Source organism: Lentzea sp. NPDC020367, assembly GCF_044387305.1.
Lineage (GTDB): Bacteria > Actinomycetota > Actinomycetes > Mycobacteriales > Pseudonocardiaceae > Lentzea.
The window spans coordinates 240,228-261,929 of the sequence record NZ_JBIRVV010000004.1; the positions used below are offsets into that span (position 1 = coordinate 240,228).

20 protein-coding genes are annotated in these 21,702 nt (G+C 69.9%); 13 read left to right on the plus strand and 7 right to left on the minus strand.

Annotated features, from left to right (window positions below):
* Nucleotides 1-25: 25 nt before the first annotated feature.
* Nucleotides 26-1,126 carry a glycosyltransferase family 4 protein gene (locus ACH413_RS18790; protein WP_360034513.1) on the minus strand — a complete coding sequence of 367 codons (1,101 nt, stop codon included), beginning with the start codon at nucleotides 1,124-1,126 and terminating at the stop codon, nucleotides 26-28.
* Nucleotides 1,099-2,256, minus strand: a complete 1,158-nt coding sequence (locus tag ACH413_RS18795) for a hypothetical protein (RefSeq protein ID WP_360034510.1) — start codon at nucleotides 2,254-2,256, stop codon at nucleotides 1,099-1,101. The genes ACH413_RS18790 and ACH413_RS18795 overlap by 28 nt, the downstream gene beginning before the upstream one ends.
* 167 nt (nucleotides 2,257-2,423) lie before the next feature.
* Here ACH413_RS18795 and ACH413_RS18800 point away from each other — a divergent pair, with 167 nt between their 5' ends.
* Genes ACH413_RS18800 through ACH413_RS18815 form a run of 4 tightly spaced genes read left to right on the plus strand, consistent with a single transcriptional unit; the run spans nucleotide 2,424 to nucleotide 7,583 of the window.
* On the plus strand, nucleotides 2,424-5,186 hold the full coding sequence (locus ACH413_RS18800; RefSeq protein WP_360034507.1) for an arabinosyltransferase domain-containing protein: 2,763 nt from the start codon (nucleotides 2,424-2,426) through the stop codon (nucleotides 5,184-5,186).
* Nucleotides 5,183-5,686 carry a phosphatase PAP2 family protein gene (locus tag ACH413_RS18805; RefSeq protein ID WP_360034504.1) on the plus strand — a complete coding sequence of 168 codons (504 nt, stop codon included), beginning with the start codon at nucleotides 5,183-5,185 and terminating at the stop codon, nucleotides 5,684-5,686. Before ACH413_RS18800 ends, ACH413_RS18805 begins: the two co-directional genes overlap by 4 nt.
* Nucleotides 5,683-6,573 carry a decaprenyl-phosphate phosphoribosyltransferase gene (locus ACH413_RS18810; protein WP_360034501.1) on the plus strand — a complete coding sequence of 297 codons (891 nt, stop codon included), beginning with the start codon at nucleotides 5,683-5,685 and terminating at the stop codon, nucleotides 6,571-6,573. Before ACH413_RS18805 ends, ACH413_RS18810 begins: the two co-directional genes overlap by 4 nt.
* Before the next feature lie 20 nt (nucleotides 6,574-6,593).
* Entirely contained in the window at nucleotides 6,594-7,583 is a 990-nt protein-coding gene (locus ACH413_RS18815) for a hypothetical protein (RefSeq protein ID WP_360034498.1), read from the plus strand.
* Nucleotides 7,584-7,590: 7 nt separating this feature from the next.
* On the opposite strand, the gene ACH413_RS18820 is transcribed toward ACH413_RS18815, so the two are convergent.
* Both ACH413_RS18820 and ACH413_RS18825 read right to left on the minus strand, forming a co-directional pair.
* Nucleotides 7,591-8,340 (minus strand): SDR family oxidoreductase, encoded by a 750-nt coding sequence (locus tag ACH413_RS18820; protein WP_360034495.1) that lies wholly within the window; start codon nucleotides 8,338-8,340, stop codon nucleotides 7,591-7,593.
* A 103-nt stretch (nucleotides 8,341-8,443) separates the two neighbouring features.
* A complete protein-coding gene (locus ACH413_RS18825; protein WP_319981151.1) occupies nucleotides 8,444-8,995 on the minus strand; it encodes a DivIVA domain-containing protein in 552 nt (183 codons plus the stop codon).
* 95 nt (nucleotides 8,996-9,090) lie between these two features.
* On the opposite strand from ACH413_RS18825, the gene ACH413_RS18830 reads away from it, so the two are divergent.
* From ACH413_RS18830 to ACH413_RS18845, 4 genes are all read left to right on the plus strand, one after another.
* Nucleotides 9,091-9,459, plus strand: coding sequence for a YchJ family metal-binding protein (locus ACH413_RS18830; protein ID WP_319981150.1), 369 nt, complete (start codon nucleotides 9,091-9,093; stop codon nucleotides 9,457-9,459).
* Nucleotides 9,456-10,133 carry a hypothetical protein gene (locus ACH413_RS18835; RefSeq protein ID WP_360034492.1) on the plus strand — a complete coding sequence of 226 codons (678 nt, stop codon included), beginning with the start codon at nucleotides 9,456-9,458 and terminating at the stop codon, nucleotides 10,131-10,133. Before ACH413_RS18830 ends, ACH413_RS18835 begins: the two co-directional genes overlap by 4 nt.
* A gap of 221 nt (nucleotides 10,134-10,354) precedes the next feature.
* Nucleotides 10,355-12,640, plus strand: coding sequence for a hypothetical protein (locus ACH413_RS18840; RefSeq protein WP_360034489.1), 2,286 nt, complete (start codon nucleotides 10,355-10,357; stop codon nucleotides 12,638-12,640).
* 56 nt (nucleotides 12,641-12,696) lie between these two features.
* Nucleotides 12,697-13,485: a carboxylesterase family protein gene (locus tag ACH413_RS18845; RefSeq protein ID WP_360034486.1), complete on the plus strand. Its 789-nt coding sequence runs from the start codon at nucleotides 12,697-12,699 to the stop codon at nucleotides 13,483-13,485.
* Here the strand turns inward: ACH413_RS18845 and ACH413_RS18850 are convergent.
* Nucleotides 13,482-14,486 (minus strand): GDSL-type esterase/lipase family protein, encoded by a 1,005-nt coding sequence (locus ACH413_RS18850; RefSeq protein WP_360034483.1) that lies wholly within the window; start codon nucleotides 14,484-14,486, stop codon nucleotides 13,482-13,484. The two genes, ACH413_RS18845 and ACH413_RS18850, sit on opposite strands and share 4 nt — an antisense overlap.
* An 81-nt stretch (nucleotides 14,487-14,567) precedes the next feature.
* On the opposite strand from ACH413_RS18850, the gene ACH413_RS18855 reads away from it, so the two are divergent.
* Genes ACH413_RS18855 through ACH413_RS18865 form a run of 3 tightly spaced genes read left to right on the plus strand, consistent with a single transcriptional unit; the run spans nucleotide 14,568 to nucleotide 17,944 of the window.
* Nucleotides 14,568-15,530, plus strand: coding sequence for a DJ-1/PfpI family protein (locus ACH413_RS18855; RefSeq protein WP_360034481.1), 963 nt, complete (start codon nucleotides 14,568-14,570; stop codon nucleotides 15,528-15,530).
* Nucleotides 15,530-16,150 (plus strand): DJ-1/PfpI family protein, encoded by a 621-nt coding sequence (locus ACH413_RS18860; RefSeq protein WP_360034478.1) that lies wholly within the window; start codon nucleotides 15,530-15,532, stop codon nucleotides 16,148-16,150. Before ACH413_RS18855 ends, ACH413_RS18860 begins: the two co-directional genes overlap by 1 nt.
* 60 nt (nucleotides 16,151-16,210) lie before the next feature.
* The gene (locus ACH413_RS18865) at nucleotides 16,211-17,944 is read left to right on the plus strand and encodes a carboxypeptidase-like regulatory domain-containing protein (protein ID WP_360034475.1); all 1,734 of its coding nucleotides are present in this window, start codon (nucleotides 16,211-16,213) and stop codon (nucleotides 17,942-17,944) included.
* On the opposite strand, the gene ACH413_RS18870 is transcribed toward ACH413_RS18865, so the two are convergent.
* Both ACH413_RS18870 and ACH413_RS18875 read right to left on the minus strand, forming a co-directional pair.
* Entirely contained in the window at nucleotides 17,937-18,581 is a 645-nt protein-coding gene (locus ACH413_RS18870; protein ID WP_360034472.1) for a response regulator transcription factor, read from the minus strand. The two genes, ACH413_RS18865 and ACH413_RS18870, sit on opposite strands and share 8 nt — an antisense overlap.
* The gene (locus ACH413_RS18875; protein ID WP_360034469.1) at nucleotides 18,578-19,627 is read right to left on the minus strand and encodes a histidine kinase; all 1,050 of its coding nucleotides are present in this window, start codon (nucleotides 19,625-19,627) and stop codon (nucleotides 18,578-18,580) included. Before ACH413_RS18875 ends, ACH413_RS18870 begins: the two co-directional genes overlap by 4 nt.
* A gap of 98 nt (nucleotides 19,628-19,725) precedes the next feature.
* Between ACH413_RS18875 and ACH413_RS18880 the strand changes: the two genes are divergently transcribed.
* Both ACH413_RS18880 and ACH413_RS18885 read left to right on the plus strand, forming a co-directional pair.
* Nucleotides 19,726-20,586 carry an ABC transporter ATP-binding protein gene (locus ACH413_RS18880; RefSeq protein WP_360034466.1) on the plus strand — a complete coding sequence of 287 codons (861 nt, stop codon included), beginning with the start codon at nucleotides 19,726-19,728 and terminating at the stop codon, nucleotides 20,584-20,586.
* The gene (locus ACH413_RS18885) at nucleotides 20,586-21,401 is read left to right on the plus strand and encodes a hypothetical protein (RefSeq protein ID WP_360034463.1); all 816 of its coding nucleotides are present in this window, start codon (nucleotides 20,586-20,588) and stop codon (nucleotides 21,399-21,401) included. Before ACH413_RS18880 ends, ACH413_RS18885 begins: the two co-directional genes overlap by 1 nt.
* The last annotated feature ends 301 nt before the right edge of the window (nucleotides 21,402-21,702 follow it).

Sequence of the window (21,702 nt, forward strand, 5' to 3'; positions counted from 1 at the left end):
GAACGGCGCCGGTACCGGTCCCCGGCTAGCGGGCGTGCTTCTCGAACAGCGCCTCGAAGGCGTCGAGCACGGCAGGGACGCTGAACTTCGCCGCGGCCGTGCCGTCCGAGACCGGTGGTTCGTCACGCAGGGACCGCAGTCCCGTGGTGATGGCCGCCGCGTCGCCGGGCGGCACGATGATCCCGAAGCCCGTCTCCCGCACCGGGATGCGCACGCCGGGCAGGTCGCTCGCCAGCACCGGTACGCCCGCGAGCATCGCGACGACCTGGACGATGCCGAAGGCCTCGAACGCGTTCACCGACGGCAGGGCGAACACGTCCAGGGAGGCGTAGAAGTCGCCGAGGTCCTCGTCGGGCACGAACCCGAGCAGCTTGATCCGCGGGTCGCCCGCGATGCGTTCGCGGACGCGGGAGATGACGCTGCCGCCGGCGACGTTGCCGAAGTCGCCGCCGATCAGCAGGCGTGCCGTGGGGTCGTCTAGCGCGCGGAATCCGTCGACGAGGTGCTCGACGCCCTTCTCCTCGACGATGCGGCCGAGGAACCCGACGTGCGGGCCGTCGCCGTCGCGGAACCGCGGTGTGCCAGGGGGAACCGGGCGGCAGGGCGGGGGTACGGCGGCCATGTGCGGCTGGATGGACGGCCACAGCCTGCTTTCCCGCGCGTAGTCCTCGCTCGTCACCGCGACGGCGGACGCGCGGCGCATCGCGAGGCGGCTGGACGCGTCGATCACCTTGCCCTGCACCGCGTTCACCAGGCCGGGCGGCAGGCTGACGTCGCAGTGGTAGGTCACGACGACCGGGCACTTCGCCAGCGCGGCCACCGGGCCTGCCTCGAGCATCGGCAGGTGGAGGTTGAGCACTCGGGCGTTCGCCGACGCCTCGCGCACCATCGTGGCGAACGCCGGGCTGATCACCCCCTTGCCGAACCGGGCGAGCACGGGCGCGCGGCTCACGCGCACGCCGTTGATCGTCTCCTCGTGCGGCAGTGAGGGGTCGTGGCGGGTGGTGACCACGCGGACGCGTTTGCCGCGCTCGGCGAGCCCCTCCGCGACGTCCCGCGCGAAGTTGGTCAGGCCTGACACGTACGGCGAGTAGTAGGTCAGGGCGATGACGAGGTCGTCGAGCACAGTTCGCTCTCCTGTCGTGGGGAAGTGAGCAGCCGGAGCCCGACGAGCAGTCCGGCGAGTGATCCGGTGAGGAACGCGATCTCGGCGCGCAGCAACAGGTCCGGGATGAGGGCGAAGGTCGCCGCCGCGGTCAGGACGCCCGCGATCCAGCTCCAGGCGACGCGGCTGTGCTGGGCGTCCGCGACCAGGGCCTGGGTGGTGACGATCAACCCGAGGTGGGCGACGACGCCGAGCGCGACGAGCGCCAGATCCGTGGCGGACACGACGTAGAGAGGGCCGAACACCAGCCGCACCAGCCACGGTCCGATCGTGAACGCCACGGCGGCGCCGGCGACCGCTGCCACCGCGAGCACGGCCGCGAGACGGGTCACGACGGTGCGCTTCTGCTTGCCCGCGAGCACGGGCAACAGCGCTGTCTGCAACGGAACCGCGACGAAGAGCGGGACCCTGGCGAGCAGGAAGGCCGCGAGGAACACCCCGGCCTGAGCGCGTTCGGCCGGCGTCGCGATCGCGGTCACCAGCACGGGGATGCCGTTGAGCAACAGCTGTGCGCACAGGGAGCCGACGAGCAACGGGGAGACCGCGCGGGCGAACTCGCGCACGGGCACTTCGCCCTCTCCCTGCCACCAAATGGCGGCCAGCACTGGCAAATGCGCGACCGCGACCGCCGCCACGAGCGTCCATTCGAACTGCGCGCTCGTCGTGGCTCCGAGCCAGCCGGCGAGCAGCGCGAACACCACGCGCAGAGTGGTGTCGGCGACCAGCAGGCCGCCGTGCCACGCCAGCTTCCCGTTGCCGATCAACGCGCCGCGCACCAGGAACTGCGCCGCGGACAGGAAGCACAGCACGACGACGGCGGGGGAGACGAACACGGCCAGCGCGCACTCCACGACCGCCATGCTGGCCGCGACGACGGCGGCCGAACGCAGCGCGCGAGGGCCGAGGCGGGCCAGTTCCTGTTCCACGGGAAGGAAAGCGCCGAACCCGACCAACAGCGCGATCGACCAGAACGCGCCGAAATCGCTGTACTCGGCGGGTGAGACGTTGCGCGCGACGATCGCTAGGTAAGCGTTCACCAGCAGTCCGGACAGGACGATGCACACCCCGACGAAACCGAGCGCACGAACCATGGGCGGACCATATCCGTCGCGGTGTGGCGATTTTCCCCTCCGTAACACGATTCCGGGGTATGGCAACGCAGACGTAGCAATGTGAGGGTTGGTCGGGCTTCTCGCGTAACGGGCGGTCGCTAGCTTCTGACGCCTCGCCCTTCCGAACCCCCTTAGGACATCGGCGCGTGACGACAGAAACGATTTCGCTCGCTCCCGAAACGCCTGCCACGACCACTCGCCCCGGACCGGGCAGCAGACGACGGCTGCTGGCCGTCGCCGTGGTGTCGGGCGCGCTCACGGTGCTGTTGTCGGCGTTGATGCCGCTCGCACCTGTGACGATCAACGATCCCGCCGTCACGTGGCCGGAGAACGCGTCGGCGCCCAGATCCACGATGCTCGCGCTGAGCGCCTACCGTCCATTTGAGATGGACGCGCGCTTCGGCTGCGCAACAGTCCGTGCCGCGCAGGCCGCCGGTGGTGTGGTGGTCTCGACCATCACCCCGTCGGCCCCGGCGCGCGGTCTCGTCGTGAAGGCGGAGAACGACCGCCTGCTGGTGAGTGGTGTGGCCACGCTGGACGAACCGGTGCCCGCGGGCGACTGTTCGTATCAGATCGTCGGCGACCGCGACGGGCTGAGCATTCTGCGTGACGGCAAGGAGATCGGCCGTTCCGCGACCATGCCGGACGTGCACGTGCTGGCGACCTCGATCACCACGACCGCCGACCTGTCCGTGCGGATCAGGGTGGACGACCAGTTCAGCACCAGCCCGTCGCCGTTCAAGATCGTGCTGATGGTGCTTCTCGCGCTGTGCGCGGCGACCGCCTTCGCCTGTCTCGTGCTGCTGGATCGGCGGGTGTCCCGCGAACCGGCCCGGTTCCGGTGGCGGCTGAGCCTCGTGGACCTGGTCGTCCCCGCGATCATGATCGTCTGGTTGTTCCTGGCGCCGATGTCCGACGACGACGGTTACTACAGCGCGATGGCCAGGAACGTGCCGTTCGAGGGGTATGTCGGGAACTACTACCAGATCCTCAACCAGGGCTTCACGCCGTTCTCCTGGTTCTACTACTTCCTCGCCAAGTGGCAGGCTTTCGGCTTCGCTCCGGTGGTTCTGCGCATTCCCGCGCTGTTGTTCGGTCTGGTGACGTGGTTCGCCGCACGTCGTTACGTGTCAGGCAGGTTCAGCGGGGTCGTGCTCGGCGCGGCGTTCCTGGCGTGGTGGCTGCCGCTCGACATGGGAGTGCGGCCGGAGGGTGTCGTGACCATGTGCGGCATGCTCACTCTGCTGGCGGTGACGGCTGCGGTCGAACGCGGGCGGCTGGCGTTGCTGGGCACGGCCGTGGGCGTCGCGGGCATCGGTTTCTTCGCGCACCCCACGGGCTTCACGACTCTCGCGCCACTGCTGGCGGGCCTGCCGTTCGCGTGGAAGCTGCTCACGAAGGACGCGGGCTGGCGCACGGTCGTGGCGAGGACGCTCGCCGTGCTCTCGCCCGGCGCGATCGCGATGATCATGGCGTTCAGCGACGGAACCCTGCGCGATTTCCTGTACGCACAGGAGATCTTCAAGAAGATGGCCGGGTCGGAGTCCTGGTACACGGAGTTCGCGCGGTGGATGTTCCTGCTGAACCAGGGCGACGCCATGGCGAACTACGCCAAACGCGCGCCGGTGCTGGTGTGCGTCGTCGCGCTGGTCTGGTTCGTCGTGCTCGTCACGGCCGCACGGGCGCGCCGGATCGACGTGCCACCGCGGCTTGCACTGGCGGGCTGGTCGACGTTGTTCGCGTTCTTCCTGCTGTGGCTGACACCCAGCAAGTGGACGCACCACTTCGGCAGCCTGGCGGGGATCGGTTCGGTGTTCCTCGCGTTGATGCTGCTGGGTTCTGTGCCATTGGTGCGTGAGCTGACCAACGACCGGCGCATGCCGATTCCGGTGCTGCTGGGTGGCGTCGTCAGCGTCGTCGCGATGCTGGGCCTCGCGGGGCACGGCGCCAACCTGTGGCCGTACTCGTGGCACCTCGGGCTGCCAGCCACGGGTGTTCCGCCGCACGTGTCGGTCCTCAAGTTCGACAAGCCGTACTGGTGGCTCGTGCTGATCGTGATCGTGGCGGTCGTGTTGTACCGGCGGGGCAAGGGTTCTCTCGCGCCTGTCATCGCGATACCGGTCGTGGTGGTGATGTTCTTCGTCGCCAACATCGCTTATCTGGTGGGCGGTTTCGCCGTCGCGACCGTGAACACGCTCGACACCTGGTCGCCGTGGGCCGCGAACGTCCAGGACCCGCTAGCGGAACGGTGCGTCGCGGCGGACGCGGTCGAGGTCGCGACACCGCAGCCGCTGGTCCCGTTGCCGGACAGGTGGTTCGCGATCCAGTCCGACCCGATCGCGACCGTCGTCACCGGCAGACCGGCCCCCGTCACGTACGAGTACGCGACCTCGGACGCGAAGGTGCTCGGCACGGGCAAGATCACCGACAACGTTGACAGCACGTGGCGACGCACCCTCCTACTGCCACCGGCACCCGCCGGTGCCACGCAGGTGCGGCTCACCGGCGAGGGCGAGTTCAGCCCGCCGGCCGCGCAGAAGTACGTACGGCTGCGGGAGTTCCTGCCCCGCGAACCGGCGGTCGCGGTGGCCTGGCAGATCGCGTTCCTGTTCCCCTGCCAGCGTCAGCCGCGCGTCCAGGACGGCGTGATCGAACCGGTCTCGTACGCCGTGCAGTGGGGCGACACGCAGGCGCTCGGACTGTCCGACGCGACCTGGCAACCCGTGCGCGGCGCGCTGTTCGGGGACGTCCTCACCACGCACGAGGTCACCGCACTTCCGGCACGGCTGCGGGACTCCTCCCGCCCGTACCCGATCCAGGTCTACCGGGCCACCCCGCTCTACGAGGCCGGTCGGTACACCACCACCCGCGACACCCAGACCCGCATGGGTTGGGAAGGCGTTCGATGAGCGATCGTGAAGCGGAGGCGCTGGTGGCCGTGCAGACGGCGCTGGCGAGACCACCCGTGGTGCACGCGGCCCGGCTGCTGTCGTGGTTCGGCGAGCACAGCGCGGGATGGTTGTTGTTAGGTGTGGCCGGCGCCGCGGTGGACCGCCGGCGCCGTCCTGAGTGGACGGTCGCGGCCGGCTCTGTCGTCGCCGCGCACGCCGTGTCGATCGTGGTGAAACGCGTGGTGCGGCGGCGGCGTCCGCATCACGCGGAGGTGCAGGTGCTGGCGGGAACCCCGAGCAAGCTGAGCTTCCCGTCGTCGCACGCGTCCTCCACCACGGCCGCCGCGGTCGCCTACGGCGCGCTGACGAACCAGCCGCTGGTGCCGCTTCTGGTGCCACCGATGATGGTCAGCAGGCTGGTGCTGGGCGTGCACTACCCGACCGACGTGCTGGCCGGCGCCGTGCTGGGTGCCGTGGTGGCACGCGGCGTGCGGCGCGTGGTGTGGGGTCGTCGATGACCGTGGCGACCGAGACCCGGCCATCGATCGTTCGTGGGCTGATCAGAACCGCCCGGCCGCACCAGTGGGTGAAGAACGTCCTGGTGCTGGCCGCGCCCTTCGCGTCGAGCAGGATCGCGGAACCCGTCGTGCTGCGGTCGGCGGCGCTGGCGTTCGCGGCGTTCTGCTGCGCGGCCTCGGCGGTGTACCTGGTCAACGACGCGAAGGACGCGGAAGCCGACCGCGCCCACCCGAAGAAGCGCCTCCGCCCGATCGCGGCGGGCATCGTGCCGGTGCCTCTCGCGTTCGGCACCGCCGGTGTGCTGATGGCCGCGTCGTTGTCGATCGGCGCGGTGGCGGGCTGGAAGCTGCTCGTGCTCATGGCCGTCTACCTGGCGGTCCAGCTCGGCTACTGCTTCGGCCTGAAGCACCAGCCCGTCCTCGAACTGTGCGTGGTCGCCTCCGGGTTCCTGCTGCGCGCCATCGCGGGCGGCATGGGCGCGGACATCGAGCCCAGCCAGTGGTTCCTGCTCGTCACGGCGTTCGGGTCGCTGTTCATCGTGGCGGGCAAGCGGTACGCGGAGATCAAGCTCTTCCACGAGACCGGCGCCGCGATCCGCCACTCGCTGACCAGGTACTCGGAGACCTATCTCCGGTTCGTCTGGGCGACGTCGGCCGCGGTCATGAACATGACCTACGGCCTGTGGGCGTTCGAACTCGGTCAGCGCACCGGCAGCCCGTGGGCCGCGCTCTCCATGGTCCCGTTCGTCATCGCCGTGCTCCGCTACGCCGTCGACGTGGACAGCGGCAAGGCGGGCGCCCCGGACGACCTGGCCCGCTCCGACCGGGTCCTGCAGTCGCTGGGACTCGCCTGGGTGGTGACCGTCGCCCTGGCGATCTACCTCTGAGCCGCCACTACGATCCCGCCATGGTCCGCACCACTCCGCCGCGCCCGGCCGACCTCGTGGCGCACCTGCCTGCCATGGCTCCGCTGGCCCGCACCGCGGTCCGGCTGCACCCCCGGCCAGGCGAGCCGACCGCGGCGGACAGTTCGATCGGCGGCCCGCTGCTGTGGCCTGCGCGGGAACCGTGGCCGACGTGCGCCGAGCACGCCGGCCCGTTTCTCGAAGGCGCCGGGGTGTCCGACGTGATGGCACGACGGCGGATCCTGACGCAGGCGTGGGCCAGACCGCGGGAGCCTGGTGTGAACCTGTTGACCGAGGACGAGAAGGCCGTCGTCGACCGCGTGGACGACGGTGCGGAGATCGCGCACGACGGGCCGGTGCCGATGGTGCCGGTGGCCCAGCTGTACGCGCGGGACGTCCCCGGCCTTCCCCGTCCAGGTGGTGCCGACCTGGTGCAGGTCCTGTGGTGCCCGTTCGACCACGAGGACGACGGCTACGTGCCGAGCACCGTGGTGCGGTGGCGCGTCGCCGCCGATGTCACGGATCCGCTGACGGACCCGCCGCTGCCGGCCGCCGTCGAGGACAACTACCTGCCGCAGCCGTGCGTGCTGCACCCGGAGGAGGTCACGGAGTACCCGGCTCCGCACTGCCTGCCCGAGGAACTGGCCGGGCAGGTGCGCGAGTGGGAGGACCGGGAGGGGCAGAAGTACCAGTACGAGCTGTCCGTCGCCTCCGGCTGCAAGGCCGGCGGGCACGCGCCGTGGAGCTTCTCCGACCCGTTCCCGATGTCCTGCCCGGACTGCGGCGCGGACGTCGAACCGTTGCTCACCATCGCCAGCTCGGAGTGGGACGGCAACACGAGCTGGCAGCCGGTCGAGGACGCCGGGGCGGACCACCCGCCGTTCCCGGCTCCGCACGAGCCGACGATGCTGATGATCGGTCGCGGCTACAACCTGCAGCTCTACACGTGCGTCGCGTTCCCCGAGCACCAGCACGTCACGAACATGCAGTGACACCCCTCTAGAGCCCGAATCCGCCGGACACCTCGACGTTCTGCGCGGTGATCCACCGGCCGTCCTCGCCGGCGAGCGCCGCGATCGCCACCGCCACGTCGTCGGGCTCGCCGACGCGACCCAGTGCGGTCTTCGCGGCCAGAGCCGGGATGAACTCCGGGAACTTCTCGAAGGCGTCGTCGCCCAGCCTGGTCCGGGTGGCGCCGGGGGAGACGGAGTTGACGCGGATGCGGCGCGGACTCAGTTCCTTGGCCAGGTAGCGCGTCAGCACGACCAGGGCGCCCTTCATGGTGGCGTAGCCGGAGTAGCCGGGCTCGGCCTGCTCGGTGGAGCTGCTCGTCGTGTTGACCACCGCGCCGCCGTCCGCGAGCAGCGGGAGCAGGGTCTGGGTGAGGAAGAACGGGCCCTTGAGCAGGACGCGGTAGAACTTGTCGAAGAGTTCCTCGGTCGTGTCCGGGAACAGGGCGGTCTGGGCGAAGCCCGCGTTGTTGACGAGGACGTCGAACGTGTCGCGGCCCCAGTCGCCGAGCACCTGCGCGACCTGGTCGCGGAACGCCTCGAAGGTGTCGCTGCGGCCCAGGTCCAGGTGGAGGGCGACGGCGTTGCCGCCGTTCTGCTCGATGGCGGAGACGGCCTGCTTGGCGCCGGTCTCGTTGGAGCCGTAGGTGAGGATCACGGCGGAGCCTCGCCGCGCGAGTTCGACGGCCGTGCTCCAGCCGATGCCCGAGCTGCCACCGGTCACGATTGCGACTGACATGTTCCTACCGCCTGTTCTGGTCTGCTTGGTCGGACACACCAAGCAGACCAGCTGAAGCAGCATGAACAGGAGATCGAACCTCTCGGCTTCTTGCCTGATCCTCCTACGTGATGTGCAGGTTCTGCACCTTCGCCTCCGCGACGATGCGCTCGGCCTCGTCGCGGGCCACGTTGCGCAGTTCGGCCAGGGCGCGCATCGCCTCGGCGCGGCGGGCCGACATCGCGAGCCGGAAGTCCTCGCGGATCCCGTCGCGTTTCGCGGCCGCCTCCTCGTCCAGGCGGCGGGCTCGTTGCTCGGCCTCGCCCACGATCATCAACGCCTTGAGCTGCGCGTCCCTGACGACGTCACGGCGTTCTTCCTCGGCCAGGGCGACCATGCGGGCGAGCCGTTCTGGCAGGCCCTTCGGGTCGATCGGGGTCAGGCAGATGCGGTGCAGGCCGTCCTGCAGGGCGGCGTTCTCCTCCTGGACCGAGACCAGTCTGCTCGCCAGGGCCTCCGCGCGGGCCTCCGAGGCGTCGCGGTCGGCTGTGACCAGGCGAAGCTCGGCTTCCAGCTCGGCGACGTAGTCGTCCACCTCGTCGCGGTCGTAGCCGCGCCATCGGAGCCCGAACCACGTTCGCAGCGGTACGAGCTCAGTCCTGCTGTCGACACTCACTGCCGTCTCCTCTGCCTCCCGCGAGTCAGTCTTGACAAGGGGTACGTACGGGGTGCGGCATCGGTTCTAATGGGTTTACCAGGCACAATGTGGACGTGAACAACAAACTGTGCCCCTGCGGTACCGGTCAGTCCTATGTGGACTGTTGCGGTGCGCTGCACTCCGGAGCCCGCAAAGCGGCCACGGCCGAGCAGCTGATGCGTTCGCGTTACAGCGCTTTCGCGGTGTCCGATGAGGACTACCTGCTGCGCACCTGGGCCGCGCGGAACCGCCCCAAGAGCGCCGGGATCGACTCGACGGACCGGTGGCTGAAGCTCGAAATTCTGGCGACCGAGAACGGCGGTCTGCTGCAGAGCGAGGGTGTGGTGGAGTTCCGGGCGCACTACGTCGGGGGCGTGGTGCACGAGCGGAGCAAGTTCATCAGGGAGAACGGCCAGTGGGTGTACGCGGAGGGCCTCGAATGAGCACTGTGACGGTCGAGAGCAGGTTCAACGGGCCTCCCGGCATGGGCAACGGCGGGTACTCGGCCGGTCTGCTCGCCGCGCAGGTCGACGCGGACACGGTGAGCGTCCGGCTGCGCAAGCCGGTGCCGCTGGACCGCGCGATGGAGGTCCGCGACGGGCAGCTGTTCGACGGCGACGTGGTGATCGCCTCGGCCGAGCCCGCCACGCTCGACCTGGAGATTCCTGAAACGCCGACGCTGGACGAGGCCCTGAAGGCGTCCGCGAAGGTGCCGTGGCGTGACCGGCACCCGTTCCCGACGTGCTTCGGATGCGGTCCCAACAGGGAAGACGGCATCGCCGCGCTGCTCGGTCCGCTCGACGGCCGCACCGAGTGGGCCGGGGTCTGGACGCCGACCGAGACGCTGCCCAACGACGGAACCAACGTGCTGCCGGAGATCGTCTGGGCCGCGCTCGACTGTCCGTCCGCGCAGCCCGTCGCACCGGACGGGGGACCGGCGTTCGTGCTCGGCACCTTCGTCGCCAGGACGGAGCTGCCGGTGAAACTGGGCGTGGACCACGTACTCCTGGCGTGGGAACTCGGCCGGGACGGACGCAAGGCCTACTCCGCGTCCGCGATCATCGGTCCTGACGGAGTGTGCGGACGAGCACGCGCCGTGTGGGTCTCGATCGGATGACGCCAAATAACCCGACTGGGTGACAAGTGTGCGGTGCGTCTTGATAGCGTGCACGCTCGTTGCCCGATTAAGCCGAAAGGGCGAGTGACCGGGATGGCACGGAGGTGATCAGGCGCTTGATGGGCCGACGTGCCGCCGCCCATGGCGACCAGCAACCACAGACCCAGAGTTCTGCTCAGAGCGTTTTCGGGGTTCAGACGATCACGAGCACCGAGCCGGACATGGATCTGTATCCCGTCGAGCAGCCCCCGGCAGCAGCGCCGCCGCCGGAGCCAGTACCCCAGAGGACGCCCTTCGCGGCGAACCTCGTCGGGTCGACGCTCGTTGTTTCCGCACCCGAGGGCCCGAGTCAGGGCGCCACGGGTCTCGCACGCGCCCTTCCCGCCGACACCGGCCGGACCGTGGTCGTGGTCGACTTCCCGGGCGGGGACCAAAGCACTTTCTGGCCGCACGTCGTCACGGCGCTGCACGGCCGTGGGCCTGTGCGGCTCGCGGTGTCGCACGCCGGGACGATGCGCCCGACCGCGCCCGCGCAGTGGCTCTCCGAGCAGCTCCAGACCGAGGTCGTGGCGCCGGACGGCGTGCTGACCACGGTGCCCGGTGCCGCGTTCGTCGTCGGCACGCAGGGCTACGGCAGCTGGGTGAAGTTCCAGCCGAACGCGTCCCCGATGCCGTTCGGCCGCCGCTTCCCGGTGCCGCAGTGGGAGGCGATGGACCCGAACTCGCCGTGGCCGACGGGCGAGATCGGCATCTCCGAGCCGATTCCGAGCGGACTGTGGCTGCGCGCGCAGCAGCCGCCGTTCGAACCGGCCGCCCAGGACTCGCGGCCGATCGTGGCGCTGCCGTGCCGCGACAACGTGCTGACGGTCGTCGTCGGCGGTCCCGGCCAGTCGTCGATCCCGATCGACGAGGTCTGCCGCCTGCTCACCGCGCTGCCCCAGGCCGCCCGGTCGCGCGTGCGGCTCGTTCCGTACGGCATCGACGCGAGCATCGGCAGCCTGGTCGCGGACCAGATCGGCGAGCCGATCGCCATGTTCACCGGCCTGCCGGTGGGCAAGCTGCACACCGGAGGGCCCGCGGTCATCGCGGTCGACCCGCGCGGGCAGCAGACGTGGCGGCCGTTCGTCACCGAGGTGCTGTGCGTGCCGAACGAGTCCGTGCCCGTCGTGTCGGGCTACCGGACGCCGGTGCAGGGCCTGACCGAGGTCACCCCAGGGGTGTTCTCCCTCGGCGACGGCGTTGTGCTCGAAGTCGTGCCCTCCGGCCTGTGGGTGCGTGAGCAGGAAGAGCCCTACAACGCGGCCGAGGTGCGCACTCAGCCCCTCGACCCGGAGTGGGCACGTCTGACCGTGGGCACGCCTGGACGCACGACGCCTGGCGCGGTCGCGGTGCACGGCGCCGCTCTCGTCGAACGCCTGGAGCCCGAGGTGCGCAAGCTCCTGCGGCTGGTGTTCTGCGACTCCAAGGTGACCGCGCCACCGCCTCCTCCGCCCTCTCAGCCGCCCGCAACGGTGGCGGCACACGCGTTGTCGACGCGCGACTCGTCGGACAACGGCGTCGGCTTCTTCACCGCCGTCACGCCGGCCGAGCCCGAAACGGAACGGTCCGCGTACGCAAGCATCGGCGCCGGACCGGCGATGGCGACCGTGACGTCGCACGCGCTGGCCGACCCGGACGAGGCCGCGTTCCCGTCGGACGACCCGGACTCCGCTCCGGTGAGGTTCCGCGTGGACGGCCCGCTGCCGTTGCAGCCGCTGGCCATGTGGGAGATCCCGCCGGAGAACAACGGCGAGCGCGAGACGGTCTCCGTGGACCACAACAGTTCGGACGCCGAACGCGACACGGTCCGCCGTGCGCTCGGCGAACGCTACGGCGTGCACGCGGCGACGGTCGTCCGCCTGCTCTCCCAGCGTCCGGACGCGGAGGAGGACCCGGCCGCGTTCGAGGCCATGGTCACCGACCTGACGGCGTTGCTGGCGTGCGTGTCGCAGGACGAGGAGATGGTCGTCGAAACGCTCCGCATGGGACGGCTGGGCCGCTTGCGCCCGTACGTCGCATGCATCGTCTCCGGCCTGAACCGCCTGCCCGTGCACAACGGCATCGCGGCGGTGTGGGGCATGAGCGGTCCCACGGGTCCGCGGCGCTACCGCCACGGCGAGGTCCTGGTGGAGCACGGCCTGCTGGACGCCGTCGCGAACCCGTCCCAGCGCATCGAGGGCGTCACCGAGTACCTGATCTGGTCGGTCACCGGCCGCGTGGTCGAGGTGACCGACCGCGTCGCCGTGTCCACCGAGGAACGCGTGCTCTTCGCTCCCGGCACGCCGTTCCGCGTGCTCGCGGTCGCCGAGGCCGAGGGTGATCACCCGCAGCAGGTGCTGTTGCAGGAGATCTCCGGGCCGGCGGCGGAGCAGGAGATCGCGGGGATGCGGCCGAGCGTGCTCTCCCAGCTGGAACGGGCGGCCGCGAACCTGCGCGTGCTGCCGGTCTCGCACCAGGTGACGGCCTGAACCTCGGAATCCGTTACGCCGAACCGCCCGTCGGCCCGCTGCGCTTCCACCCACCGGTGGACTGCGACGGCGAGCCGGCGGGCGCTTTCGGTGACCGGCACACGCTGAACGTCTGGTCCACAACGGACGGTCCGGCCCCGGTGCTCCTCTGGATCCACGGCGGCGCGAACACCGTTGGGACCTCGGCACAACCGGAGTACGCGGGCGACTTCCACGCGTCGAACGGGATCGTGTTCGTCAGCTGCGACTACCGGCTCACGGTCGACGGATACGGTGCCCTGGAAGGGTTTCCGCACAACCGCGGACTGCTCGACGTCGTCTCGGCGTTGCGCTGGATCCAGCGCAACATCGCCCGCTACGGCGGAGATCCGGCCACCGTGACCGTCGCCGGGCAGTCGTCCGGCGCGCAGACGGTCGCGAGCCTGATGGTCATGCCGGCCGCGAAGGGCCTGTTCCACCGGGCGATCGCGCACAGCCTCGCCGGACGGTTCTTCACGCCGGAGGAAGCGGTCAGGACACAACGGCAAGCCGACCCGGAAGTCGTGCTGTACCAACCGATCGTCGACGGCTACACGCTGCCGCGCAGCCCGTTGGAAGGCCCGTACGACGTCGACCTGCTGGTGTGCCACACCGCAGACGAGGACGCGGAACTGTTCCAGCGTCCGACCATGCGGCTGGCGGACGAGCACGGCGGCGCGTTCCGTTCGATCTACGCCCGCACCCCGGCACATCACGGCGCCGACGTCCCGGACATGTTCCGCGGCGACATCGCGCTGGCGTGGGCGAGGTTCGCCCGCACGGGCGATCCCGGTTGGCCCGCCGACGAACTCAAGCGCTGGGTCTAGCTCTCCGTCGTGAGGCCGAGTGTGCCGTTCAGCCGCGGCACGCACGCGCCGTCACGCTTGTCCGAGGCCAGGAACTCGGTCAGGCACCGGCCGATCTGCTCGTGCCCGCGGGCGTTGGGGTGGAACGACTCCTGCAACGCGTGCGACGCGCGCTTCTGGTCCTTCAAGCCCTCGAAGTCGACCGTCAACCGCGTGAACCACTCCGTCTCGGGCTTGCTGCCGCCCACGCACGCCTCGTGCCCCTCACCGGCGCGCGCCAGGTCGAGGAAACGGGCGTTGACCTTGGCCGCGGCGGTGCGCAGGCCGTTCGACAGCTCCGGCACGGCCTCCTCGACGACCCACTCCAGGTCGGCGGTGCGCAGCGGGCAGCCGGACAGGTTCTGCAGCGACTGCGGCATCTTCGGCGACACCGGCGCCGCGTACGACTGCACGACCAGCTGGTAGGAGGAGTCGAGGTAACCGGAGTCGCGCATGGTCTGGCGGATGGCGTTGAGCGTGTTCTCGACCTTGGGGATCATCCGCCGCACGCGCTTGGTCCACTCCGGCGCGACCGACGACGTGCAGTCGCTGCGCTTGCCCCACGCCTCGAAGCACTTGTTGAGGATCTCGGAGAACCTCGGGTCGTCGTTCGCGCCGATGGCCACGACGATCGCGACGACCTGGTTCTGCCCGGCGATCTGGCGCAACCGGGGCAACTGCTCGTTGCGCAGCTTGTCCGAGTTCGCGCCGGAGCACGCCAGGTTGATCTTCTGGTCGGCCTGGAACTCGGTCTTCACGATCTCCGACTGGCGTGAGCGGTGGCACCAGTTGCCGCCGTCCTCGCCGTCGGTTCCCGGCTCGTAGTCGCCGGCGCCCTCGCCGGACATCGTGCTGTCGCCGAGCGCCACGACCGCGGTCCTGGTCTCGCGATCGGGCTCCGAGGGAGGCGGGAACACGTGGTCGCTCACGACCAGCAGGATCGTGAGCAGGCCGATCGCCGCGAAGAAGAGCACTTTGCGCATCGCGCACCAGTTTACGGGGGTGGCCGAATGCGAGGGGGATATGGCGTTGCCGCCTCAGGTCGGGATGAGGAAAGTGGAGGTGTGGGGAATCTGAGGGAGATAGTCGTGGTCGGCTACGACCGCACGGCGCTGCTGGACCTGGCGGGACCGATCGAGGTGTTCCAGGCAGCGAACTACGGCGAGCCGCGCTACGAGGTCACGCTCGCCACGCTCGGGGGAGGACCGTTCACCGCGACCGCGGGCGTGCGCATCGAGGCGGGCGCCGATCTGCGCGAGCTGGACCGTCCGATCGACACGTTGATCGTGGTCGGCGGCTGGGGCTACGACGAGGCCGCGTCCGACGCGGCGCTCATGACCAACCTGCGGCGGCTCGCGCTGAAGTCGCGCCGGGTCGCCGGTGTCTGCACCGGATCGGTGGTGCTCGCGAGCGCGGGGCTGCTGAAGGGCAAGAAGGCGACGACGCACTGGGCGTTCACCGGCGAGCTGGAGAACCGCGGCGTCGAGGTGGAGCCGGACGCGATCTTCGTGTGCGACGGCGAGGTGTCCACGTCCGCGGGCGTCACGGCGGGCATCGACCTGGCGCTGGCCATGGTCGAACAGGACCACGGGCCTGAGCTCGCCCGCAGGATCGCGCAGTACCTGGTCGTCTTCCTGCAGCGCTCCGGCGGCCAGTCGCAGTTCAGCGTGCACACCCGCGCGAAGCCGGTGCGCGACGGCTCGCTGCGCGCGTTGCTCGACGACATCCACGCCGATCCGACGCGGGAGTGGACGGTGCCGGTCATGGCGCGCAAGGCCATGATGAGCGTGCGGCACTTCGCCCGCGTCTTCTCCCGCAACGTGGGCGTCTCACCGGCGCAGTACGTCGAACGGGCCCGCGTCGAGGCCGCCGCCGACCGGCTGGCCAGCACCGGGGACTCGCTCGACCTCGTCGCCCGCCAGTCGGGGTTCGGCTCCGCCGAGACCCTGCGAAGGGCCTTCCTGCGCGTGCTCGGCGTGTCGCCGGGCAGCTACCGCGCCCGTTTCCGGACCACTGGGGTTGCCTGATGGAAGCCACGTTCGTGCTCTACCCGAACATGACCGCGCTCGACTTCGTCGGCCCGTTCGAGGTGCTCGGCAGCGTGCCGATCGTCACGACCCGGTTCGTCGCCGCGACGCTCGACCCGGTGACGTCCGACAACGGGCTGACCGTCGTGCCGACCGACACGTTCGACTCGCTGAAGTCGACGGACATCGTGGTGGTGCCGGGTTCCGGGCACCGGAGGGAACTGCTGGAGGACTCCGGCGGCGTCGTCGAGTGGCTGCAGGCCGTGCACCCGACGACGAAGTGGACGACGTCGGTGTGCACCGGCTCGACGCTGCTCGCCGAGGCGGGGCTGGTCTCGAAGGCCACGACGCACTGGGCCGCGCGCGAGGACCTGGAGGTGCGCGGCGTCGAGGTGTCGACGGACCGTGTCGTCTTCGACGGCAAGGTCGTCAGCGGCGCCGGCGTGTCGGCGGGCATCGACATGGCGTTGCGGCTGGTCGAGGCCGAGTTCGGCGAGATGGTCGCGCAGGCCGTGCAGGTCGGCATCGAGTACGACCCGCAGCCGCCGCGCGCCTACGACTCGATCCCGCCGGAGATCGCGCAGGGCCTGAAGCAGGCTTTCGACGCTTCCCAGGCCTGACCTCTACACCCTATGGTCGAACGGACGGCTCAGGGGGAGCCGTCCGTTCTAGGGGGAACGATGTTCAGAACTGTGGCCGCGCTGGCGGCCGTCTTCAGCCTGCTCGTCTCAGGCACGCCGGCCTCGGCGAGTCCGACCGGGATCGACGGAACGGTCACGTCCGCCGCGACCGGGCTGCCGATGAAGGGGATCCAGGTCATCGCGAAAACGCCCGACGGGGGATGGGTGCGCGACGGCTTCACCAACGACGCCGGCAAGTTCGACATCCCGCTCACGGCAGGCCGGCAGTACCGGATCTTCGCTCACGCCAGTGAGCACGAGGAGCACCTGAGCGAACCGGTGACCGCACCGGGTTCCGTGTCGATCGCGATGAAGCCGTTCACGTACGGCTCGGTGCGCGGCACGTACCTGCGCAAGCCCGGTGAGCCGATCGCGAACGTCGGTGTCGTGCTGACCGATCACTGGGGCAACGACCAGGAACGCGCGAGCACCGACGTGAACGGTGGGTTCCGCTTCGCGCACGTGCGCTCAGGTCAGCACAAGCTCCGCTTCTACTACCCGTACTCGACGGACCACTGGTACGACGGCGGCACCGCGTTCACCGTCCAGGCCGACCAGGAGTTCGTCGTCGAGCAGTTCGCCCGGCCGATGGGCAGTGCCGAGGTCACCATCCGCGACCGGGCAACCGGTGAGCCGATGCCGAACGTGGCCGTCGACGCGTCGCTGCCGGTGGAACTCGGCGCCGGGTACACCGTGAGGACCGACGCCGAGGGGAAGGCGCGGTACGAGAACCTGCTCACCGGCAAGTGGCGCTTCCTGATCCAGCAGCCGACCGGCTACCTCTACGAGACGATCGAGGACGTGGAGGTCAAGACGGACGAGACCGCGGTCGCCACCGGCACGTTGCAGCGCGAGGCCGTTTTCGAGCTGACCTTCACCGACGCTGCCACGGGTGCTCCGGTCGACGGCTGCTACATCTCCGTGTACCCCGACCGGCGCAACGTCGTCGACTGGAACCAGAGCCACTGCGGCTACGACGGCACCGGCAAGCTCCGGGTGAACGGCTACTGGCCTGGCCGGGAGCGGTTCTTCGTCTACCCGCGCGCCTCTGCCTCGCACGGCAGCCAGTGGGTGGGGGAGAACGGCGGCACGGGCGACGTGGATCAGGCCAAGTGGTTCGAGTTCGTCAGCGGCCAGACCACGGCCGTGCAGGTGAAGTTCGACGGCGCGGGCACCATCAGCGGCTCCGTCGTCGACGACGCGTCCGGTGCCGCGGTGTCGGGCCTGTGCCCGTCGGTGACGCCGTCCCACTACTACGTTTCCCAGGGCCGCAACGTGAAGTGCACCTACACCGAGGGCCGGTACGAGATCAGCGGTCTCGGCCCGTACGCGTGGAAGGTGCAGTTCCCGTCGGAGTACGGCGACCACGCCTGGCAGTGGTCGGGCGGGGCGGCGGACCGCTTCAGCGCGACGCCGGTCCAGGTCACGCCGGGTGGCACCGCCACCGCCGACGCACGGCTGAAGAAGCCCGGCAGGATCAGCGGGAAGCTGGTGAACGCCACCAGGCCGTTCGAGTACACGACGGTGCTCGCGGTGAACTCCGTGACCGGTGACTACGCCGGGCCGTCGGCATCGCGCAACAGCTCGTACGAGTACTCGATGAAGGGCTACGCCACGCAGGACGTGCGGATGCTGTTCCACGGCAACTTCGAGGACGAGATCCAGACCCACCCGGACCTCGTCCACGTCCAGGAGGGTCAGGAGACCTCGGGAGTCGATCTGCAGGTCAGGTGAGGCCTGACTGAACGGCGAACACGACGAGCTGGGCGCGATCGCGTGCGCCCAGCTTCACCATCGCCCGCGACACGTGCGTGCGCACCGTCGCGGGCGAGATCACCAGCACGGCGGCGATCTCGTCGTTGGACGCGCCGGACGCCACGTGTCGCATGATCTCCCGCTCGCGTTCGGTCAGCTTGTCCAGGTGCGGCACGGGCCTTGCCGACGCGCCGGACGCGAACCGGTCGATCACGCGGCGCGTGACGGACGGCGAGAGCAGCGAACCGCCGTCGGCCACCACGTGCACGGCGCGCAGCAGATCGGTCGGGTCGGAGTCCTTCACCAGAAACCCGGACGCGCCGGTCCGCAGCGCCTCGAACACGTACTCGTCGAGGTCGAACGTCGTGAGCATGACGATCCGCACGTCAGCCAGTTCGGGGTTGGCTGAGACGCGGCGCAGCACCTCCAGGCCGTCCATCACCGGCATGCGGATGTCGAGGAACACCACGTCCGGTTTGGTGGACTGGATCAGCGACAACGCCTCGCGGCCGTCGGCGGCCTCTCCGGCGAACTGGACGCCGTCCTCGGTCTCGATCAACGTCCGCAGTCCCATCCGGACCAGCGGCTGGTCGTCGGCCACCACCACGCGAATCATGCGGGAAACGGTATCCGGGCGATCACCGCGAAGCCCTGCGATCCGCTGACCTCGAGCGTGCCGCCCAGCGCTTCGGCCCGTGAACGCATGCCGGTGATGCCGTGGCCCTCGGTGAACGCGCTGGGCGTGCCGGTGTCGGTCACGTGCACGACGAGCTCGCCGCGCACGACGTAGACGCGTACGGACGCGGTGACGCCGGGGGAGGAGTGGCGCAGGACGTTGGTCAGCGACTCCTGCACGATTCGGTAGACGGCCAGTTGGTAGGTGTCCGGCAGTTCGACGTCGGCCACCTCCACCGACACCTCCAGCCCCGCCTCGCGCATCCGTGCGGCCAGTGCCGGGATGTCGGCGAGGGTGATCGTCGGCGTCAGCGGGGCCGAGCCGCGCAGAGTGTCCAGTTCGGACCGCAGGCCGTCGAGCGCCTCCTTCGACGTGTCGCGGATGGCCTCCAGCGAGGCGCGTGCCTTCGCCGGGTCCTTGTCCAGCACGTAGAGCGCGACGCCCGCCTGCATGGCGATCACGCTCAGGCCGTGGCCGACGACGTCGTGGACCTCCTGGGCGAGCCGCAGCCGTTCGGAGATGACGGCACGCTCGCGAACGTCCACAGCGGACTTCCTGCGCAGCCTCATCAACACGCCGGCCGCGACCGGCAGCAGGATCCAGCCCGCCGACCAGGTGATCCACGAGGTGATCGAGTCGTTCCACCACGGCAGGATCGCCAGCGCGTAGACCAGCGCGGACGCGGCGGCGAGTTCGATGCGCGCGTACACGGCCACCGCGTACATCGCCGCGACGCCGCTCATCAGGATCGGGCCGAACGGGTAGCCCTGCGCCAGGTAGACGGCGATGGTGACGGTCGTGACGCCGACCGTCCACAGCGGACGGACCGAGCGGAACAGCAGGCCGGCGGCGGCCAGCGTGATGAGCACGTAGGCGAGGACGTCGAGTGACTCCGCGCCTTGGAGACGTGCGGCGAACCGCGTCCCGCCGAGTCCGAAGAACAGCAGCGCCACGGTCAGCGCGATGTCCTGCCATTTGATGCGCATGATCCGACCATACGACCGGCGACGTACGCAGATGTGCGTATCTTCATGACGCTCCGGAGCGGACGCCCCAAGGCTCTCGCGGGAACACGATTGTCGGCATGATCGTGACGACGGAGAAGCTGACGAAGCGCTACGGCGACCGCGCCGTGGTGGACGAGGTCAGTCTGTCCGTGCGGCGGGGCGAGGTCTACGGGTTCCTCGGTCCCAACGGCGCGGGCAAGACGACCACGATCCGCATGCTGCTGGGGCTGGTGAAGCCCACCAGCGGCACCGCGACGGTGCTCGGTGAGGCACCCGGCACCCCCAAGGCGTTGCTCAAGGTCGGGTCGCTGATCGAGGGACCCGGCTTCTACCCCTACCTGTCCGGCCGCGACAACCTGCGCGTGCACGCGGCCCGCCGGGGCGTCGGCAAGACCCACGTGGAAGCGGCGCTCGAACAGGTCGACCTCGTCGGTGCCGCCGACGAGAAGTTCCGCCGGTACTCGCTCGGCATGAAGCAACGGCTCGGCGTCGCCGCGGCCCTGCTCGGTCAGCCGGAACTGCTGATCCTCGACGAGCCGACCAACGGCCTCGACCCCGCGGGCATGGCCGACATGCGCGACCTGGTGCGGGCGTTGGCGGCGCAGGGTCAGACCGTGCTGCTGTCGAGCCACCTGCTCGGCGAGGTCGAGGAGATCTGCGACCGGGTCGGGGTGATCTCCCAGGGACGGCTGGTCGCGGAGAGCACGGTCGACCAGTTGCGCGGCGACACCGTGCTGCTGATCCGCGCCGACCCGATCGAGAAGGCGCACGTGCTGATCGAGGGCAGCACGTTGCACGGCGACGTGTTGCACGTGCGCGAGACGGACGCGGGTTCCCTGGTGCGCACGCTGGTGCACGCCGACGTGGACGTGCAGGAGGTCCGGCCACTGCGCCGGACCCTGGAAGAGGTCTTCTTCGAGATGACGGGAGCGGCGTGATGGGCAGCGTGAAGGCGGAACTGCTGCGACTGTGGAAGTGGCCGGCGACCTGGGTGCTGATCGGTGTCTGGCTGGTGATGACGCTGACGTTCGGCTACGTGTTCAACTACCTCGCTCTGAACGGCGGCACCAACACGCGTGACCTCTCGCAACAGCAGCTGATCAGCGCGATGCAGCCGGAGAACGTGGGCGCGGCCGTGGTGCGCGGCCTGCCCATGTTCGGCGGGGCGATCATCCTGGTGCTGGCGGCGCTCGCGGTCGGCAGCGGATATGGCTGGGGCACCTGGAAGACGACGCTGACCGCCGGCCCGCGCCGGGTCTCGGCGATGGCCGGCACGCTGGGGGCGTTGGGGATCATCGTGGTGCTGCTGGTGGCGCTGACGTTCGTCGTGAACCTCGGCGCGTCCATCACGGTCGCGTCGCTGGAAGGCTGGGACTGGAGCCTGCCGGGACTCGGCGTGTTCAAGGCTTTGGGCGCGTCACTGCTGATCGCCGCCATGTGGACGGGGTTCGGGGTGTTCCTCGGCGTCGTCACCAAGGGACCCGCGCTGGCTGTCGGGCTCGGGCTGATGTGGGCGATCGTGACGGAGAACCTGTTGCGGGGCGTGGGTTCCCTGCTCGGCCCGGTCGAGTCGCTGACCGAGGTGCTGCCCGGTGGTTCGGCCGGCAACCTCGCCGGTGCCGTCGGCGGATCGGGCGCTCCCGGTGTGCTGACCGATCTCAGCGGCACCACCGCGGCGTTGTTCCTCGTCGGGTACGTCGTGTTCTTCGTGGGCGCGGCGACGCTTCTGAAGGTGCGCCGCGACCTCGTATAGGGCCACGGCGGCCCAGGTCACGCCCAGCGCGACCGCGACTCCGGTGGGGTAGTCGCGGTCGTGCAGGCCAGGGTTGACCGGACCGCTGTACTCGCGCCACAGCAACGGGATCGCGATCAGCGTGATGACTCCGGACACCGTCAGGCCGATGCCGATGGACGGGCGTTTGATCACGAGCCCGGAGGCGCCGACGAGCGGGGCGATCAGGAAGTCGTGCAGGACAACGCCTCCGCCCAGCCAGAACAGCAGCTCGACGGTGATCTGGGGGAGCAGGAGCCAAGCGCCCCACGCGCCCAGCCCC